At 69.9% G+C, this 17,046-nt stretch carries 17 protein-coding genes and 2 tRNA genes; 9 read left to right on the top strand and 10 right to left on the bottom strand.

The genetic code is table 11. The features are described 5' to 3' along the window. A partial coding sequence (locus ABDW61_RS24270) for an FCD domain-containing protein (RefSeq protein ID WP_343642458.1) occupies positions 1 to 252 on the top strand: 252 nt, incomplete at its 5' end. A gap of 24 nt (positions 253 to 276) precedes the next feature. Here ABDW61_RS24270 and ABDW61_RS24265 read toward each other — a convergent pair. Further along, positions 277 to 1,236, bottom strand: coding sequence for a DMT family transporter (locus tag ABDW61_RS24265; protein WP_343642456.1), 960 nt, complete (start codon positions 1,234 to 1,236; stop codon positions 277 to 279). A gap of 94 nt (positions 1,237 to 1,330) precedes the next feature. Here ABDW61_RS24265 and ABDW61_RS24260 point away from each other — a divergent pair, with 94 nt between their 5' ends. Together ABDW61_RS24260 and ABDW61_RS24255 are read left to right on the top strand one after the other, a co-directional pair. Beyond that, entirely contained in the window at positions 1,331 to 2,227 is an 897-nt protein-coding gene (locus tag ABDW61_RS24260; RefSeq protein ID WP_343642455.1) for a LysR family transcriptional regulator, read from the top strand. Continuing rightward, positions 2,224 to 3,828, top strand: a complete 1,605-nt coding sequence (locus tag ABDW61_RS24255) for a glycine betaine ABC transporter substrate-binding protein (protein ID WP_343642454.1) — start codon at positions 2,224 to 2,226, stop codon at positions 3,826 to 3,828. The genes ABDW61_RS24260 and ABDW61_RS24255 overlap by 4 nt, the downstream gene beginning before the upstream one ends. A gap of 23 nt (positions 3,829 to 3,851) precedes the next feature. On the opposite strand, the gene ABDW61_RS24250 is transcribed toward ABDW61_RS24255, so the two are convergent. The 4 genes from ABDW61_RS24250 to ABDW61_RS24235 all read right to left on the bottom strand — a co-directional run bounded on the left by ABDW61_RS24250 (position 3,852) and on the right by ABDW61_RS24235 (position 8,717). After that, positions 3,852 to 4,976: an HDOD domain-containing protein gene (locus ABDW61_RS24250; RefSeq protein ID WP_343642452.1), complete on the bottom strand. Its 1,125-nt coding sequence runs from the start codon at positions 4,974 to 4,976 to the stop codon at positions 3,852 to 3,854. 115 nt (positions 4,977 to 5,091) lie between these two features. After that, the gene (locus ABDW61_RS24245; protein WP_343642450.1) at positions 5,092 to 5,823 is read right to left on the bottom strand and encodes an ABC transporter ATP-binding protein; all 732 of its coding nucleotides are present in this window, start codon (positions 5,821 to 5,823) and stop codon (positions 5,092 to 5,094) included. 1 nt (position 5,824) lies between these two features. After that, on the bottom strand, positions 5,825 to 7,576 hold the full coding sequence (locus tag ABDW61_RS24240) for a branched-chain amino acid ABC transporter ATP-binding protein/permease (protein WP_343642460.1): 1,752 nt from the start codon (positions 7,574 to 7,576) through the stop codon (positions 5,825 to 5,827). Between the two features lie 106 nt (positions 7,577 to 7,682). Next, the gene (locus ABDW61_RS24235; RefSeq protein WP_343642449.1) at positions 7,683 to 8,717 is read right to left on the bottom strand and encodes a branched-chain amino acid ABC transporter permease; all 1,035 of its coding nucleotides are present in this window, start codon (positions 8,715 to 8,717) and stop codon (positions 7,683 to 7,685) included. A 165-nt stretch (positions 8,718 to 8,882) separates the two neighbouring features. Between ABDW61_RS24235 and ABDW61_RS24230 the strand changes: the two genes are divergently transcribed. Then, positions 8,883 to 9,641 carry an enoyl-CoA hydratase/isomerase family protein gene (locus tag ABDW61_RS24230; protein ID WP_343642447.1) on the top strand — a complete coding sequence of 253 codons (759 nt, stop codon included), beginning with the start codon at positions 8,883 to 8,885 and terminating at the stop codon, positions 9,639 to 9,641. A 42-nt stretch (positions 9,642 to 9,683) separates the two neighbouring features. Here the strand turns inward: ABDW61_RS24230 and ABDW61_RS24225 are convergent, their stop codons facing one another. Next, entirely contained in the window at positions 9,684 to 10,241 is a 558-nt protein-coding gene (locus tag ABDW61_RS24225; RefSeq protein WP_343642446.1) for a GAF domain-containing protein, read from the bottom strand. A gap of 305 nt (positions 10,242 to 10,546) precedes the next feature. On the opposite strand from ABDW61_RS24225, the gene ABDW61_RS24220 reads away from it, so the two are divergent. Next, entirely contained in the window at positions 10,547 to 10,786 is a 240-nt protein-coding gene (locus ABDW61_RS24220) for a hypothetical protein (RefSeq protein WP_091728029.1), read from the top strand. Positions 10,787 to 10,873: 87 nt separating this feature from the next. On the opposite strand, the gene ABDW61_RS24215 is transcribed toward ABDW61_RS24220, so the two are convergent. Beyond that, on the bottom strand, positions 10,874 to 11,434 hold the full coding sequence (locus ABDW61_RS24215; protein ID WP_343642445.1) for a thymidine kinase: 561 nt from the start codon (positions 11,432 to 11,434) through the stop codon (positions 10,874 to 10,876). Between the two features lie 200 nt (positions 11,435 to 11,634). Between ABDW61_RS24215 and ABDW61_RS24210 the strand changes: the two genes are divergently transcribed. The 4 genes from ABDW61_RS24210 (at position 11,635) to selD (ending at position 14,577) form a co-directional block, all read left to right on the top strand. Next, positions 11,635 to 11,838 (top strand): hypothetical protein, encoded by a 204-nt coding sequence (locus ABDW61_RS24210; RefSeq protein ID WP_279757519.1) that lies wholly within the window; start codon positions 11,635 to 11,637, stop codon positions 11,836 to 11,838. Positions 11,839 to 11,968: 130 nt separating this feature from the next. Further along, positions 11,969 to 12,817 carry a ProQ/FinO family protein gene (locus ABDW61_RS24205; RefSeq protein ID WP_343642444.1) on the top strand — a complete coding sequence of 283 codons (849 nt, stop codon included), beginning with the start codon at positions 11,969 to 11,971 and terminating at the stop codon, positions 12,815 to 12,817. A gap of 24 nt (positions 12,818 to 12,841) precedes the next feature. Further along, positions 12,842 to 13,489 (top strand): tRNA-uridine aminocarboxypropyltransferase, encoded by a 648-nt coding sequence (locus ABDW61_RS24200; RefSeq protein WP_343642442.1) that lies wholly within the window; start codon positions 12,842 to 12,844, stop codon positions 13,487 to 13,489. Positions 13,490 to 13,500: 11 nt separating this feature from the next. Then, complete coding sequence (gene selD / locus ABDW61_RS24195; RefSeq protein WP_343642440.1) at positions 13,501 to 14,577, top strand: selenide, water dikinase SelD; 1,077 nt, start codon at positions 13,501 to 13,503, stop codon at positions 14,575 to 14,577. 62 nt (positions 14,578 to 14,639) lie between these two features. On the opposite strand, the gene ABDW61_RS24190 is transcribed toward selD, so the two are convergent. From ABDW61_RS24190 to dsbD, 3 genes are all read right to left on the bottom strand, one after another. Then, positions 14,640 to 14,716, bottom strand: a tRNA-Met gene (locus tag ABDW61_RS24190). A 123-nt stretch (positions 14,717 to 14,839) separates the two neighbouring features. Next, a tRNA-Met gene (locus ABDW61_RS24185) sits at positions 14,840 to 14,916 on the bottom strand. Positions 14,917 to 14,982: 66 nt separating this feature from the next. Further along, positions 14,983 to 16,878 (bottom strand): protein-disulfide reductase DsbD, encoded by a 1,896-nt coding sequence (gene dsbD / locus ABDW61_RS24180; protein WP_343642439.1) that lies wholly within the window; start codon positions 16,876 to 16,878, stop codon positions 14,983 to 14,985. Positions 16,879 to 17,046 lie beyond the last annotated feature (168 nt).

The raw sequence follows: 17,046 nt of genomic DNA, 5'->3' as shown, positions 1-17,046 counted from the left end.
GACCAGCAGCTCGACCGCGTCAACCATGCGGCCTGCCGCAACCGCTACGCGGTGGCGGCGGTGCTGCCGATGATCATCCAGTGCCGGCGCTTCTGGTACGCGTACCGGCACCTGGGCGACGTCGCCACCGGCGCGCGCGCGCATCAGCGCCTGGCGGAGGCGATCGCGGGCGGGGACGGCGAGGCCGCCGCGCAAGCGTCGGACGTCCTGATGGATCACCTGCGCGCCTTCACGCTGCGGGTGATCGCCTGAGCGTCCGGCCCGCACCGGGTCAGCTCATCGCCGCCGGAGCGTCCACAGCGAGGCCGCGATCAAGGCCACGCCAGCCATCTGAACCAGGCTGAGCACCCGCCCATAGACGAGCCAGTCGACCAGCACCGCCGTGCCCGGGTAGACGAACTGCAGCACGGCGATGCGGCTGGTACCGAGCCTGGCCATGCCGGCATAGAGCAACACATACGCCAGGCCCGTGTGCAGCACGCCAAGTCCGGCCAGCCAGCCCCACACCGGACCGGGCGCCGGCAGGCCATGCATCAGCGGCCAGGGCAGCAGCGCCAGCACGCCCACCACGCACTGCCCGGATGAAAGCGCGAACGAGCCGGCGCGATCCGCCTCGACCTTGGCGATGAAGCTGGCGGCCGCGTAGCTGAGCGAGCCGATCAGGCACATCAGCACTCCGCTCGCGTAGCCGGGGAGCCGCAACGCCGAGTCCGCGGCGGCTACCTCGCCGACCAGGGCGTCCGCGAGGCCCGTCGCCAGCACGAGCCCGGCCAGCGCGACGGCAGCGGCGAGCCACTGCGCGCGGCCCACGCGCTCGCGCAGCAGCCAGGCGCCCATCGCCATGAGCCAGAACGGCTGCACGTGGAACACCACCGTCGCCACGGCGATCGAACAACGGGGAATTGCGGCGAAGAACAGGCCCCAGTTCAGCACGGTCAGGGCGCCGACGGCGACGACCGCCACGAGCGCCCTGCCGCGCAGCCGGCGCAGTTCTCCGAGCCGGCCGCGCAAGGCCCCCCAGGCCAGCAAGGCCACCAGACCGAACGCGCAGCGGCACCAGACGGTCATGGCGGGGTCCTGAGCCGCCTCCTCGACGAACACCCCGATCGTGCCCAGCAGCATCCCGCCCGCGACCATCAGCGCCTGCCCTTGCCGCTGTTGCCGCTGCGGCTGATTGGCGGCGGCATCGGCCGGCAGTGGCGCAGGGATCGAGGCGGCAGGGAGTGGCGAGGTCATGCGGTCAGTCTGCGCGGCGGCGAGCATTCAGAAAAGCGAATCCTCCGCACGCTTACCATCAGCGAATCGAATGCTTTCCCGGCGGAGAGAACCCATGCCATCGACCGATCTCCAACTGGACTGGCTGCGCGCCTTCGTCGCGTCGGTGGACGCGGGTTCGCTGACCGCCGCGGCGCAGGTCGTGCACCGCTCGCAATCCGCGCTGAGCATGCAGATCGCCAAACTCGAGCAGGCGGTCGGCCAGCCGGTGCTGGTGCGCACGCCGCGGCGCATGGATCTGACGCCGGCCGGCCGCGAACTGCTCGGCCACGCACGGCGTCTGATCGCGCAGCACGACGAGGCCGTGCAGGCGCTGCGGCGCGAGACGCTGCATGGCCGCCTCACCATCGGCGTGCCCGAGGACTACGCGGTGCCCTATCTCACCCCGGTGCTGCGCGATTTCGCGGGCCGGCACGCCGCGGTCGAACTCACGCTGATCTGCCAGCAGTCGACGGAACTGATCCCGCGGGTGTCGCGCGGCGAGGTCGACGTCGCGGTCGTCACGCGTGATCGCGCCGGGCGCGGACAGGCGCTCTTCGATGAACCGCTCGCCTGGTTCGGTGCACCGCGTTTCGAGGCCTGGCGGCAGACGCCGCTGCCGGTGGCCGTCTACGAGTCGGGCAGCCTCGCGCGCAAGGCGGCGCTCTCGGCGCTCGCCGCGCTGCGCCGTCCCTATCGCATCGTGTGCGACAGCGCCAGTCCGGCCGGGATGCTCGCAGCAGTCGAGAGCGGCCTGGCCATCGCGCTGTTCACCCGCTGCAGCGTGCCCGAGGGCGTCGAGCTGCTCGACGAACGCCACGGCATGCCGCCGCCAGGCTCACTGCCGCTGATGTCGGTGGTCCTGCTGCGGAGCAAGGCCTCGGCGGGCTCGCCCGCGGCGGACGCATTCGCGGCGCAGGTCTTGCGCACGCTGGGGCGCGGCCGCGGCGGCTCGACTATGCTGCGCCGATGACGATGCCCCGCTGGCTGCGGCCGCTCCTCCTCCTGCTGGCCTGCGCGATGGCCTTCGTCACCGCGCCACCGGCGCTCGCCGGCGAGCCGCTGCGCATCGGCTCCAAACGCTTCACCGAGAGCTACCTCCTCGCCGAGGTCCTGGCGCAGACGGTGCGCGCCGACGATCCGTCCGCCGCCGTCGAGCTGCGGCAGGGCCTGGGCAACACCGCGATCGTGCATGCCGCGCTGAAGGCGGGCAGCATCGACGTCTATCCCGAATACCTCGGCACCATCGAGCGCGAGATCCTCGGCCACCCCGCGACCGGCGCGCCGCTGGCGCAATTGCAAGCGGAGCTCAGACCCCTGGGCCTGGCGATCGGCGTGCCGCTCGGCTTCAACAACGGCTACGCGCTGGCGATGCGCTCGGCGCAGGCGCGCGAGCTCGGCATCGCATCGCTGTCGGACCTCCGGGCGCATCCGGCACTGCGGTTCGGGCTCAGCAACGAGTTCCTCGGCCGCGCCGACGGATGGCCGGGCCTTTCCAAACGCTATGGATTGCCGCAGTCCCCGACGGGCCTGGATCACGGCCTCGCTTACCGCGCGCTCGCCGACGGACAGATCGCCCTCACCGACGTCTACACGACGGACGCGCAGATCGCGGCGCTCGACTTGAAGGTGCTGGCCGATGACGCGCGCTTCTTCCCGCGCTACGACGCGGTGCTGCTGTATCGGCTCGACCTGCCGCGGCGGCATCCGCGCGCATGGGCCGCGCTCCAGACGCTCGAGGGCCGCATCGACGAGCGCGCGATGATCGCGATGAACGCGCGCGCGGAGATGGACAAGCAGCCGTTCGACGTCATCGCGCGCGATTTCCTTGCCGGTGCTGGGCCCGGCGGCGGCGCGGCGGCTGCCGCTTCGGCCACCTTGGCCGCTTCACCTTCCTCGTCCGCGTCGCCTTCCTCATCCGCTGCGCCCTCTCCATCCGCCCGGGCCGGGTTCTGGGCGCGCCTGGCGGGTCCGGACCTCGGACGCCTTACGCTGCAGCATCTGACGCTAGTGCTGGGCTCCGTCGGGCTGGCGGCATTGGCGGGCGTGCCGCTGGCCGTCGCGCTGCACCCGTGGCCGCGCTGGCGCGAATCGCTGCTCGCCGTCTGCGCGCTGCTTCAGACGGTGCCTTCGCTGGCGATGCTCGCCTTGCTGATCTGGGCGCTGAACCGCATCGGACCCGTGCCGGCGCTGGTCGCGCTGACGCTCTACGCGCTGCTGCCGGTGCTGCGCAACTGCACCGTCGGGCTCAGCGAAGTGCCCGAAGGACTGACCACCGCGGCGCGCGCGCTCGGCCTCACGCGGGGCCAGGTGCTGCGCGAGGTGCAGTTGCCGCTGGCCCTGCCGGTGATGCTCGCGGGACTGCGCACCGCGACCAGCCTGTCGGTCGGCACCGCCACGATGGCCGCGTTCATCGGGGCCGGCGGGTACGGGGAGCGCATCGTCACCGGACTCGCGCTCAATGATCAGACGTTGCTGCTCGCGGGCGCGCTGCCCGCTGCGGCGTTGGCGTTGCTGCTCGAAGGGGCGTTCGGCGCGCTCGCCTGGGGTCTGGTCCGGCGGCGCGGCGGTTGAAGGCGCGCCGCCGCTGAATGGGCTCAGGCGGCGGGGTTGCCTGCGCTGAACTCGCGGTCGAGATCCGCATAGCAGCGCTGCTGCGCGGCCGACCAGTCGCCCAGTTGCGCCGGCTGCAGGCCCGGCTGCATCAACTGGCGCAGCGCGACCGCTTGGGCCTGGCGCACCAGATGCGCAAGCACGGTGGACTCCGCCCCGCGCCCGGGCCGCGGCGCCAGCGCCTCGGCCACTTTCGGCGGAAAGCCCCAGTGCTCGACGACCTGCGCCGACCAGGCGGCCGTCAACGGCAGCAACTGGCGATGCAGGCCCTCGCGGTCCAGCGGCGGCACCGACGGCGCGGACATGCCGTCCAGCGCGCGCAGCAGCGCCATCAGCCCGAGCTGCGAACTCAAGCCCGAGAGGTAGGCGGAGAACTCGTCGTCGCCCGCGTTGGCCAGGCGCATCGTCGCGAGCGCGGTGCGCTCGCTGAGGTCCCACAGCAGCGTGCCGGCGCGGCTGGCGTAGCGGCCTCTGCCCTGATGGAAGATCGGCCGCAGCGCGACGCTCATGACCAACTGGTTCAGGCCCTGCTGGCCGAGCACCATGACGGCGCCGGAGAGGTCGGTGATCTCGCGTTCGGTGCGATAGCGCGGCGAGTTGGCCAATCGCATCAGTTCGCCGACCAGGCTGGGATCGCGCGACAGCAGCTGCGCCAGTTCGGCACCCGACACGTCCGGGCGGCGCACCAGCCGCATCAACTGCGGCAGCACGGCGGGCAGCCGCGGCAGCAGATCGGCCCACTGCGACCCGCGTTGCGCCTGCAGGCGCTGCATCAGGGCCTGCTCGCCCGCCGACGGCGGCACGTCCTTCAGCCGCGACAGGCCCAGCAGCCGGGCGCTGAAATGCAGCCATTCGGGCGAAGCCTCCAGCGTCGGGAAAACCAATTCGCCGCCGGTGTACACCGCCGTCTGCGTGGACACCATGCTCGGGCCAAGCGAGTGCGCCGAGCCCGGCGCCTGCGACGGCAGCGGCGGCATCTCGGCGCGCGCGGCCGAGGCGGCGGGCGCAGGCGCAGGCGATGAAGGCGCGCCGGTGCCGGATGACCGGCGCGGCGATGTCGCGTCGGCGGATCCGGTCAGCAGCTTTCGGAGGGAGGACAGCAGGGCCATGGTCGGGGGTCGGCGGATTATGGTGGGGCGCTTCCCCCGGCATGTTTCGGGAATGCCACCGATCTCCCCCCGATTCGGGGTGTGCCCGCCTGCAGCGGCGCGCATGGATCCACCGTCAGCGGGCCTGCCGGCTCGCCCCGAGGTAGGTCTCGATCACGCGCGGATCCTTCGCGAGATCGGCGGCCGCCCCCTCCAGGGCGATCTCGCCGGTCTCCAGCACATAGCCGTAGTCGGCCACCTCCAGCGCGGCGCGCGCGTTCTGCTCGATCAGCAGGATGGAGACGCCCGCGTCACGCAGTTGCGCGACGATGCGGAACACCTCCTTCACGATCAGCGGCGCCAGGCCAAGGCTGGGCTCGTCGAGCATCAGCAGCTTGGGCCGCGCCATCAGCGCGCGGCCGACCGCGAGCATCTGACGCTCGCCGCCGGACAAGGTGCCGGCGAGCTGCGCCCGGCGCTCCTTCAGCCGGGGGAACAGCGCATAGACGCGCTCCAGTTCGTCGCGCCATCCCTTCACGCCCAGCCGCATCGGCCGGAAGCCGCCGAGCACCAGGTTGTCCTCGACCGACATCGTGGTGAACAGCTCGCGCTTCTCGGGGACCAGCGCCAGGCCCTTCATCACGCGCTCCTCGAGTCCGAGGCCATGGACGTCCTCGCCATCGAAGATCACCCGCCCCCGCGCCGGCAGCACGCCCATCAAGGCGTTCAGCGTCGTGCTCTTGCCCGCGCCGTTGGGCCCGATCACCGTCACCACCTCGCCCTGTCGCAGCCGCAGGTCCAGGCCCGTCAACACCTCGGCGCGGCCGTAGCCCGCCTGCAATCCGCTGACCTTCAGCAACTCGGTCATGTCAGTGTTCCGTTCCCAGGTAGGCCGCCCTCACCTCGGGGCTGGCCTGCACTTCGGCGGGCGTGCCCTCGATCAGCTTGGTGCCGAACTCCATCACGACGATGCGATCGGTCAGGCCCATCACGAAGTCCATGTCGTGCTCGACCAGCAGGATGCTCATCCCTTCGGCCCGCAACTGGCGCAGCACCGCGGCCAGCGCCTGCTTCTCCTTGTGGCGCAGGCCCGCCGCGGGCTCGTCGAGCAGCAGCAGCGACGGGTCGCTGCACAGCGCCCGCGCGATCTCCATCAGCCGCTGCGGCCCGAGCGCCAGGTTGCCCGCCAGTTCATGCAGATGGTCCTGCATGCCGATGCGGCGCAGCTGCGCCTCGGCCTCGGCGAACAGACGCCGCTCCTCGGCCCGGTCCAGCCGCAGCATCGCGCGCGCGGTGCCGCTGCGCGAGCGCAGGTAGCCGCCCAGCGCGACGTTCTCCAGCACCGTCATGTCCGCGATCATCTTCACGTGCTGGAAGGTGCGCGACAGGCCCAGCCGCGCGATCCGCCGCGACGGCAGCCCGGTGATCGCCTCGCCGGCAAAGTGCAGCGCGCCGCCGCTGGCGGGCAGCACGCCCGAGACCAGGTTGAAGGTGGTCGACTTGCCGGCGCCGTTGGGCCCGATCAGGCCCATGATCTCGCCGGCGCGCAGCTCGAAGCTGACGTCGTTCACCGCGACCAGGCCGCCGAACTGCTTGCGCAGCTTCTCCACCCGCAGCAACACCGAGCCGGGCGCCGGCTTCGGGCGGGCGGCGAGCGGCTCGGCGCCGTCCCAGTCCCGCGCGCGCGGCGGCGCCGGCCACCAGCGCGCGAGCGCCGCCTGCAGGGTCGGCCACAGGCCCTTGGGCGCGTACTTCAGCATCAGCACCAGCACGACGCCGAGCACGATGATCTCGAAGTTGCCGTTGCTGCCGAGCAAGCGCGGCAGCAGCTCCTTGAGCTGGTCCTCGATGATCTTGAACACCCCCGCGCCAACGAAGGCGCCCCACACGCTGGACACCCCGCCGACGACGGCCATGAACAGGTATTCGATGCCCATCTTCAGGCCGAAGGGGCTGGGGTTCACGGTGCGCTGCACATGCGCGAACAGCCAGCCCGACACGGCCGCGAGCTGCGCCGCGATCAGGAAGACCACGACCTTGTAGCGGAAGGTCGAGACCCCCATCGCCTCGGCCATCACCGTCGCGCCGCCCAGCGCGCGGATCGCGCGGCCCGGGCGCGAGTCCAGCAGGTTGCGCACCGCGATCGCGCCAAGGATCGCCAGCAGCCAGATCAGGTAGTACATGGCCCGCCCGTCGGCCAAGCTGACGCCGAAGCATTCGATCGCCGGCACGCCCAGCAGGCCGTCGTACTTGCCCAGCGATTCCATGTTGGCGATGGTGAAGTTCAGGCTCAGCGCCCAGGCGATCGTCGCCAGCGGCAGGTAATGGCCCGACATGCGCAGCGTGATCAGCGCCAGTACGAGTGCGATGGCCAGCGTGATCGCCAGGCCCGCGGCCAGGCCGATCCACGGCGAGAGTCCGTAGCGCGCGCTCAGCAGCGCGGTCGTGTACGCGCCGACGCCGACGAAGGCGGCCTGCCCGAAGGACGTCAGTCCGCCGACGCCGGTGAGCAGCACCAGCCCCAGCGCGACCAGCGCGAACATGCCGATGTAGTTCAGCTGCGTGATCCAGAACTCGGGCACCGGCAACAGCGGCAGCACCGCGATGGCGGCGAGCAGGATCGCCGGCGCGGCGCGGCGGGACCAAGGGCTCGCGGCGGGCGGCACCCGGGGGGCGGCCGCGCCGCGCGCGGAGGCATTCACGGGGGCGGCTCGATCGGTGCTCACGTCAATGCTCCTCATGGTGCGGATCGCGCCAGCTGCGCCACAGCAGCACGGGGAGGATGGAGGTGAAGACGATGACCTCCTTGAAGGCACTGGCCCAGAAGGAGCTGAACGATTCGATCAGGCCGACCAGCAAGGCGCCGAGCGCCGCGCCGGGGTAGCTCGACAAGCCCGCGAAGACCGCCGCGACGAAGCCCTTGAGGCCGATCAGGAAACCGCTGTCGTAGAAGATCGTCGTGGTCGGGCTGATGAGGATGCCGGACAGCGCGCCGATGAAAGCGGCCAGCGTGAACGAGAGCCGGCCCGCCGAGGTGCTGGAGATGCCCATCAGCCGCGCGCCGAGCCGGTTGACCGCCGTGGCGCGCAGCGCCTTGCCGTAGAGGCTGCGCTCGAAGAACAGCCACAGCGCGACGATCAGCGCCGCGGAGGCCATCACGATGATCAGCGTCTGGCCCGAGAACATCAGCGGCCCGGCCGCGTAGCTCGCCTCCCAGAAGCTGGGGTTGCGCGAGCCCTCGGCGCCGAAGAACACCAGGCCCAGGCCGGTCAGCGCGAAGTGCACGCCGACCGAGACGATCAGCAGCACCAGCACCGACGCATCGGCCAGCGACTGGTAGGCGAGCCGGTACAGCAGCCCGCCCATCGGCGTGACGATGGCCAGCGTGAGCAGCGCCTGCGCGACCAGCGGCAGTTGCATCGGCGCCAGCGCCATCGCGGCCAGGCCGATGACGACGCCGGGCAGCGCGCGCAGCGCAATCGGCCGCAGTTCCGCGGTGAGCCGTCCGGCTCGCGCCGCGGCCACCAGGTCCAGCACCGCGGTGAGCAGTGCCATCGCGATCAGGAAATGGACCGTCATCGGCGTGCGGCCGAGCTGCAGTCCCGCCAGCGTCAACGCGCCGAAGGCGACGAACTCCCCCTGAGGAATGAAGATCACCCGCGTCACCGCGAACACGAGGACCAGGGCCAGGGCCAGCAGCGCGTAGATCGCGCCGTTGGTGACTCCGTCCAGCATCAGGATGCTTGCAATCGCCCCGTCCACCTTGTCTCCATCTGCCGTTTTGCGACCGACTCTAGCGGCAAGCCCGAGGCGCTCCGTCAGTGGATGCCGCATTGACATTTCGCCAGCGATTAAGCCGACCGGTCGGTCGAAGTTGAGGGTGCTGACGGCGGTGGGGCAGGCGCGCCTTCGCTAGACTGCGCCGCCATGCCCCAGCACCTCCCTTCGCTGACGATCGATGGGCCGCTCGCCACGGTCACGTTGCGCCGGCCGCATGTCGCCAACCGGCTCGAGCTCATCGATCTGCAGACGCTGCAGACCCATTTGCGCCAGGTCGACGCGACGCCCGCCGTGCGCGTGCTGCTGCTGCGCGCCGAGGGCCGGCATTTCTGCAGCGGCTTCAATATCGACGCGGTGCCCGGCGTGGACGCGGGCGCGCTGTTCGAGGCGCTCGCCGATGCCTGGGAGCAGGCGCGGCCCGTGACCGTCGCGGCGATCCAGGGCGGCGTGTATGGCGGCGCCACCGACCTCGCGCTGGCCTGCGATTTCCGGCTCGGCGTGAGACGCTGCGAGATGTTCGTGCCCGCGGCGCGGCTGGGGCTGCATTTCTATCGCGGCGGCATGGAGCGCTACGTCAACCGGCTGGGGCTGTCGATGGCCAAGCGGGTGCTGCTCGCCTGCGAGACCTTCGACGCTCAGGCGATGCGCGACAGCGGGTTCCTCGACCAACTGCTGGAGGACGGCCCGGCGCTGGAGGCGGCGGCCGGCACGCTCTGCGAGCGGCTGTGCGGCTACGCGCCGCTGGCGCTGGCCGGCATGAAGAAGCACTTGAACGCGATCGCCAACGGGCGGCTCGACACGCAGGCGCTGCGCGCCGACATCGCGGTGTCGAATGCGTCGGAGGATCTGGCCGAGGGCGTGCGCGCCTGGCAGGAGAAACGCGCGCCGAAGTTCACCGGGCGCTGAGTCGGGGCGCGCCTCGCGTCTCCGATGGCGACGATCAGCCGCTCAGACGGCCTCGAGTTCGTGCCGCAGGCCGTGCAGATGCAGACAGGCCTTGGCGGTCGCACGGCGCAGGTCGAGCTCCTCGCGGCGGGTCCACACCCGGGCCTCGCCACGCTGTCCCAGCGCGAGCACGCCCACGGTCTTCCCATTGATCTGGCCGCTGACGTCGAGCATCGCGCGCCAGGTCGGCGGCGGCTGCAGCGTGCTCAGGCGCGGATCGACACAGGCATCGGCGCAATTGAAGACGCCGTCATGCAGCAGGGCGTCGAAGTAGCCTTCATAGGCGCGCTGCTCGCAGACCGGGCTCTGCAGGCTGGGGCCATCGGTCGCGTGTGCTCCCAGGCAGCGCAAGCGGTAGTCGCCAGGCTCGCCGTCCAGGAGCCAGAGGCTGGCGTGCGAGCAGCGGAAGTGCTCGCACAGGGCCTCGCTGACGGCGCGGGCATAGCGCTCGGCCAGCTCGCCGACGGTCTCGAGACCGCCGTCCCGGCTCTCGGTGGCCGGCCATGCCATGTCCTGACTGGCCGCCCTCATGGCGGCGAACAGCCCTTCGATCCTGTCCATCGATCGCCCGCTCCCTGATGTGTCTTTGTCATTGACGCCACCGTGAAACGGCGCGAAAGGGGCGATTCTAGGTGTTTTCCCTAGATCTCGCCAAACCACCCGAATGGGCGAGAGCGGGCGCCGCGGCAGGGCGTCGAATGTCTCCTGCCGCCAATTTGGGCGACCTTCGCGCGAGGTCATTAGCGATGCCCCGGTACGAGGAGGGCCCGGCTTATAGGAAAATACGGGTTTCGCCGTCTGCCCCTGGGGGGAACTTGGGGTGGCCGGCGCGGCATTTCATACTCTTATTCAGGATCAGGATCAGCGTGGCCAAGGATACGACCAAGACGACCATCGAAGCCGATGGTTTGCGCTATCGCTCTAAAGCTCCCGGTTCGCCGTTCGCGGCGACCTCTTCGTTTGGCGCGGCGACCATGTCGTGCTTCCTCTGCGGCAAGCATCGCCCCCGCGCGCTGCTGAAGTCCCGCAAGCTGCTGGGCAAGTCCCAGCCAGTCTGCGCGCCGTCCTGCAAGGAACTGGAAGAGCAACTGGCAACGAAGAAGTAAACCCAGGCTCACACGGCGCCGGGGCTTGGCCGCGAGGCAGGGCTCCGGCGCCGCGTTCGTTTGAGCCGTTCGGCGCCTGGGCCCTTTTCAGGATGCCCGGAAGCAACGCCCACAGACCGCGCGGTAACGGGAGTTGCCGCCGATCTCCACTTGCGCGCCCTCGGTCAGCTTGCGGCCGGAAGCATCGACGCGCATGTTCATCGTCGCTTTGCGGCCGCAGTCGCAGATGGTCTTCATCTCGTCCATCTCGTCGGCCAGCGCCAGCAGAGCCGCGGAGCCGGTGAAGAGCTCCCCCCGGAAGTCGGTTCGCAGACCGTAGCAGATGACGGGCACGTGGCGCATGTGCGCGATCTCGTGCAAGGACCACACCTGGTCCTGGGTCAGGAACTGCGCTTCGTCCACGAGGATGCAGGCGATCCCCGGCGACTGCGTGATCAGCGCGCGGAAGTCCGTCTGCGCGTTGAACACCTCCGCCACGCGCTGCGGCCCCAGGCGCGAGGTGATGAATCCCTTCCCATACCGGTCATCGACCCCGGCCGTGAAGAGCCGCACCGCGTGGCCGCGCTCCTCATAGTTGTGCGCCACCTGCAGCAGCGCGGTGGATTTGCCGGCGTTCATCGCGGCATAGCGGAAAAACAGTTTGGCCATGGTCCTCGGGCGCCCGGGGTGCGGGCAAGCGGGCGATTGTCGGCGCAAATGCCGCCGTTCGTCGGGTGGCGCTTTCACCCCCGGGCAAGCGATGTAGCGGGCCGTCACACGCCCCACCTAATATGAATCGAGAGGGAATCGAGGCGCCGCCGGGACACGACCCCGCCGGCGCGAACAAGAGCGCCAAGCGAAGCGAGACCATGAGCAAAGACACCTGCACCGCCGTTCGGGAAGACGGCCTGCGCTATGCCTCCAAGCTGGGAGGGTCGCCGTTCCAGGGTAGCGGCCAGACCCGTTCCTGCTTCAAGTGCGGACGCCACCGCCCCCCGAGCAGCCTGCAGTCCAAACGCATCCTGGGCCGGACCGAACTGGTCTGCAAGCCCGCCTGCGAACCGAAGACCTGATTCCCCTCTCGGCCGGGCGTCCCTCAGGCAGGACGGGCGCCCGCCGTCGATCGGCGCGAATTGCCACGCCCGCGCGGCTATGGGCACAATCCCCCTTTTTCCCGAAGGCCGGCCCCGCGCCGCTTGATGCATGTCCTCCAGCACCCCGCCGCAAGGCGAAGTGAGCTCCCCCGAGTCCCCCGATCCGAAGGCCCGCACCGCTGACGCCGTTGACACGGCGCCGTCCGCCGCGGCGCCGGAACCCGCCGCGCCCGAGGCCGGCGAAGCGCCGATCGCCGCGGACACGGTCGCCACGCCGGCCAGCGCGGCCGCGAAGGCCGACGGCCGCGTCGACGTCCAGGCGGTCGCCGCGAAGCTGAAGGAACTGTTCCCGGCGCTGTTCGGCGGCGGCGCCAAGCCGCTGAAGCTTCGCGTCCAGGCCGACATCCAGGAGCGCGCGCCCGGGCAGTTCACCAAAGCCCAGTTGTCGGCCTTCCTGCGCCGCTACACCGGCGGCACCGGCTATCTGATCGCGCTGACGCGCGCCAAGACGCGCTTCGACCTGGACGGTCAGCCGGCCGGCGAGCTCAGCGACGAGCACCGCAACGCCGCCCAGGAAGAGCTGACCCGCCGCAGAGGCATCACCGAAGCCCGCCGCGCCGAGGAAGACCGCGGGCGCCAGGAACGCGCCCAGCTGCTGCGCGACTTCTCCCGCACGACCTTGACACCGGCGAATTTCTGCGCGCTGAAGGGCCTCACGCAGGAGGCGCTGGACGCCCAACTCAAACTGGCCCGCGAGGAAGAGGCGCAGCAACCGCCCCGGCCCGAGCGAAACGACCGCCCGCCACGCGGCGGTGACGCTCGCCGCGGCTCGCCGCGCGGAGAAGGCCGGCCCGGCGGCCCGGGCCAAGGCCCTCGTGGCGACCGTGGCGATCGGCCTCGCCGCGAAGGTCAGGGCCGTCCTGGCGACGGTCGCAAGCCTCAGCGCCCCCCTCGCTGACGTCTCACTGACCGGCTCCCACCGATGGAGGCCCCCCTGGTCAGTCCCGGTGGCGGCAATGGCGGTCGACGGCCCCTTTGTGAGGGATGCCGCCGACCGCTTTCCGCTTGCTGGTGCGCTTGCGTCCGTCCTGTGGAGAACCTGTCGCCGCTGCTCATCCTGCAGGATCCCGGCGAGGCGGGGCAGGCAAAGGGCACGGCCGCGCTGCTGGCCCGATGCCTCCGCCAAGCGAAATTGCGCGTCGGCGAACGCTTCGAAGCCCCCGTGTCGATCGAGGGCCTGGTGCTGTTGTATCCCGAGACCCGCGGCGACCTCACGCTGGCGACGCCAGCGCTGTGGCGCCCCAGCCTTGCGTCACGGCATGGCTTGACGACACTGATCGTGCTGGACGGCACCTGGCGGCGCAGCCGGCGATTGCTCCATCTCAATCCCTGGCTGCAGACCTTGCCTCGCCTCGCGCTGGAGGCGCCACCTCCCTCCCGCTACGCGATCCGGAAAGCGCAGGCTCCCCTGCAGCGAAGCACGCTCGAAGCGTGTGCGCTCGCGTTGGCTGCGCTCGACGGCGATGAGGCGCGCTATGCACCGCTCTGGCAGGCGATGGAGGAGTTCGTCGCCCTGCACCAGCGCCTGGCGGACACCCCTTCCCCGCGCGGAAGAAACGGCGCGCGGTAAGCTGCGACGCCATGAACACCCCCCTCGAATCCAAGGGCTCCGGTGCCGAACCGCGCCTGACCTCGCTGTCGCATGGCGGCGGCTGCGGCTGCAAGATCGCGCCCGGCGTGCTGTCCGAGATCCTCAAAGGCACCAGCGCGCTACCGGTGCCGAAGGAGCTGCTCGTGGGCATCGAGACGGCCGACGACGCGGCCGTCTACCGCCTCAACGACGAGCAGGCGCTGATCGCCACGACCGACTTCTTCATGCCGATCGTCGACGACCCGTACGACTTCGGCCGCATCGCCGCCACCAACGCCATCAGCGACGTCTATGCCATGGGCGGCACGCCCATCATGGCGCTCGCACTGGTCGGCATGCCGATCTCGGTGTTGAGCACGGCCACCATCGGACGAATCCTCGAGGGCGGGGCGTCGGCATGCCGCGAGGCGGGAATCCCGATCGCCGGCGGCCACACCATTGATTCCGTTGAGCCAATTTATGGATTGGTCGCACTCGGCCTGGTCCATCCGGCCCGCGTCAAACGCAATGCGGACGCGAAACCGGGCGACGCACTGGTGCTGGGCAAGGCGCTTGGTGTGGGGGTGATGTCGGCGGCGTTGAAGAAAGGCAAGCTCGACGAGGCGTCCTATCGACGGATGCTCGCGACAACCACCCAGTTGAATACACCGGGGCCGGCGCTGGCAGCGCTGGACGGCGTGCACGCGCTCACCGATGTGACGGGTTTCGGGCTCGGTGGCCACGCCTTGGAGATCGCGCGCGGCTCGGGCTGCGCGGTGGAACTGGACTGGGCGGCCGTGCCGCTCCTGGACGGCGTGCGCGCGCTGGTGAGCGAGGGATTCGTGACCGGCGCCTCGGGACGGAACTGGGCCGCCTATGGCGCGGAGGTGGCGCTCGGGACCGGCCTGCCGATCGAGGCCCAGGCGCTTCTCTGCGACCCACAAACCAGCGGCGGCCTGCTGGTGTCGTGTGCGCCAGACAGCGTCGACCAGGTGCTGGCCGTCTTCAAGCAGCATGGATTCGATGCGGCGGGCGTCGTGGGACGTGTGGTTCCGCGGGACGGCGGGGCGAGGCTCCACGTCGTTTGAAGCGGCAAAACGTGGCAAAGCGCCAAAAACAAAGGGCCCTCGCGAGAGGGCCCTTGTTCGATTGGTTGCGGGGGCCGGATTTGAACCGACGACCTTTGGGTTATGAGCCCAACGAGCTACCAGACTGCTCCACCCCGCGGCTGTGTTGTCCGCGACGACCGGCACCGGGCCGACCTGTCGTGTCGTTGATCGCATCGCACGCGGCCTGCGCCTTCGTGTCGATCCGATCAACAACGCCGTCCTGAGACGGCGTTCGATGTTCTGGTTGCGGGGGCCGGATTTGAACCGACGACCTTTGGGTTATGAGCCCAACGAGCTACCAGACTGCTCCACCCCGCGATCGAAGAAAGAGAGTGTAGCACGGAATGGATCGCCGCCTCAACTTTCGGCGACAGTCTTCTCCAATCAAAGGCCCGCCGCCTGGAGCGACTGCAGAAAGCGGTCCGCGTCCTGGAAGCCGATCACGCGCACAGCGGGGAGCTCGTCGCCCTTCGGATCAAAAAAGATCGTGCCCGGCGGCCCGAACAGCTTGAATCGCTTGAGCAGTTCGCGGTCCTCGGCGTTGTTGGCCGTCACATCCGCCTTCAGCAGCAACGCACCGCCCAGCTTCGCCTGCACGCGTGCGTCGGTGAAAGTGAAGCGCTCCATCTCCTTGCACGAAACACACCAGTCGGCATAGAAGTCCAACATCACCGGCCGGCCTGCGGTGCGCAGCGCCTGGTCCAGCTCCGCGACGCTCGAGATCTTGCGGAAGCTGACGCTCGAAGTCTCGGGAGCCGCAGCGGCGGCGCCCGCCTTGACGGGGCCCACCACGCCCGCCAGGGGCTTCAGCGTATCGGTTCCGCCGGCGGCCACGCCAATGAACTGAGCGACACCAAACACCATCGCGGCGATCGCTGCGCTCTTGCGCAGCCACACCCGCGGCGTGTTCGCCTCGGTGCGCTGGAACAGGCCAAGCAGCGCCGCCAGCGCGACCAGCAGCGCGCCCCACAGCAATTGAGCAATCACTGGCGCCAACACCGGCTGGACGATCCATAGCGCGACCGACAGCAGCAGCAAGCCGAAGAAGTACTTCACCGTCTCCATCCAAGGTCCTGCGCGCGGCAGGAGGGTGCCGGCCGACAAGCCCAGCAGCAGCAGTGGCACGCTCATGCCCCAGGCGAGCGCGAACAGCGCGAGACCGCCGATGGCCACGTTGCCGGTCTGGCTGATGTAGAGCAGCGCGCCCGCGAGCGGCGCAGCCACGCACGGACTGACGATCAGGGCCGACAGGCCGCCCATCACGAACACGCTGACGAACTTGCCGGCTGGCAGGCGTTGGGTCGCGTCGGACACGCCTCCGGTGAAGCGGCTGGGCAGCTGGATTTCATAAACGCCGAACATCGACAGCGAGAAGCCCACGAGCAGCAGCGCGAAGAGCGCCAGCACCCATGGTTTCTGCAGGTAGGCGGCCAGCCCACCTCCGGCCAGACCTGCCGCCACGCCCAGCGCGGTGTACAGCAGCGCCATGCCGAGCGAATAGCTGAACGCCAGGAAGAAGCCCCGAGCGCGCGACGGCGCCTGACCTTGTCCGACGATGATGGACGAGAGAATAGGCAGCATCGGCAGTACGCAGGGTGTCAGCGACAGCAGCACACCAGCGGCGAAGAAGCCGCCGATGATGAGCCAGAGCCGGCCCGACGCCAGGACCGCGTCCAGGGGCGATCCGGTCGAGCTTGCTGGAGTGGCTGGCGCCACCTCCGCGGCCTTTGACGTGGACGCGTCAGCGGGTGTGGACGCGACGGCATTTGCCAGGCCGAAGCCGCTCAGCGCCTCCGGCGCAGCGCCGATCTTGACCTCGCCATTCCCGCCAAAGCCCTTGAGACCAAGCGTCAACTGGCTCTTCATCGGCGGATAGCAGAGCCCCTTGTCCGCGCAGCCCTGCCCCGTCAGCACCAGCTTCAGCGGCGCCGCCTCGAGCGCTGCCACCGGCACCTTGATGCTCAGATGCTCACGATAGGTCTCGACTTCCTTTTGAAAGGTCTCGTCGAACTTGCGCTTGGGCGTCGGCCAGGCGATCTCGCCAAGCTTGGCGCCGGCGGGCTCCAGCTTGAACTGGTCCCGGTACATGTAATAGCCCGGCGCGATCGTGAAGTTCACCTGGAACTCCCGGTCCCCGGTCAACTGGACGTCGACCTTGAAGGCCTGTTCGGGGTCGAGGAAATCGTCAGCGCGGGCCGGGCCAGCCAGCATGCCGGCCGCGAACCCCAACAGGATCAGGAGCGCAGGGAACAGACGGCGGATCAGGGCAGGAAGGGTCATGAACGCGGGACGCCGCGGGCCCACGGCCCGGATCGTCTGAGGATCGGAAAGGCGCGAAGCTTAGCGCCAAGCGCGAGGCATGACACTCGACAGGCACGATCCCAGGCATCTGGTGCGCGTATCGCGGATACACAAGAAAAAAGGCCAGCATCGCTGCTGGCCTTTTCA

The sequence above is a fragment of the Roseateles sp. genome (assembly GCF_039595595.1).
Lineage (GTDB): Bacteria > Pseudomonadota > Gammaproteobacteria > Burkholderiales > Burkholderiaceae_C > Roseateles.
The sequence above is the reverse complement of the archived record's forward strand: the minus strand, read 5'-3'. Positions and strand labels throughout refer to the sequence as shown.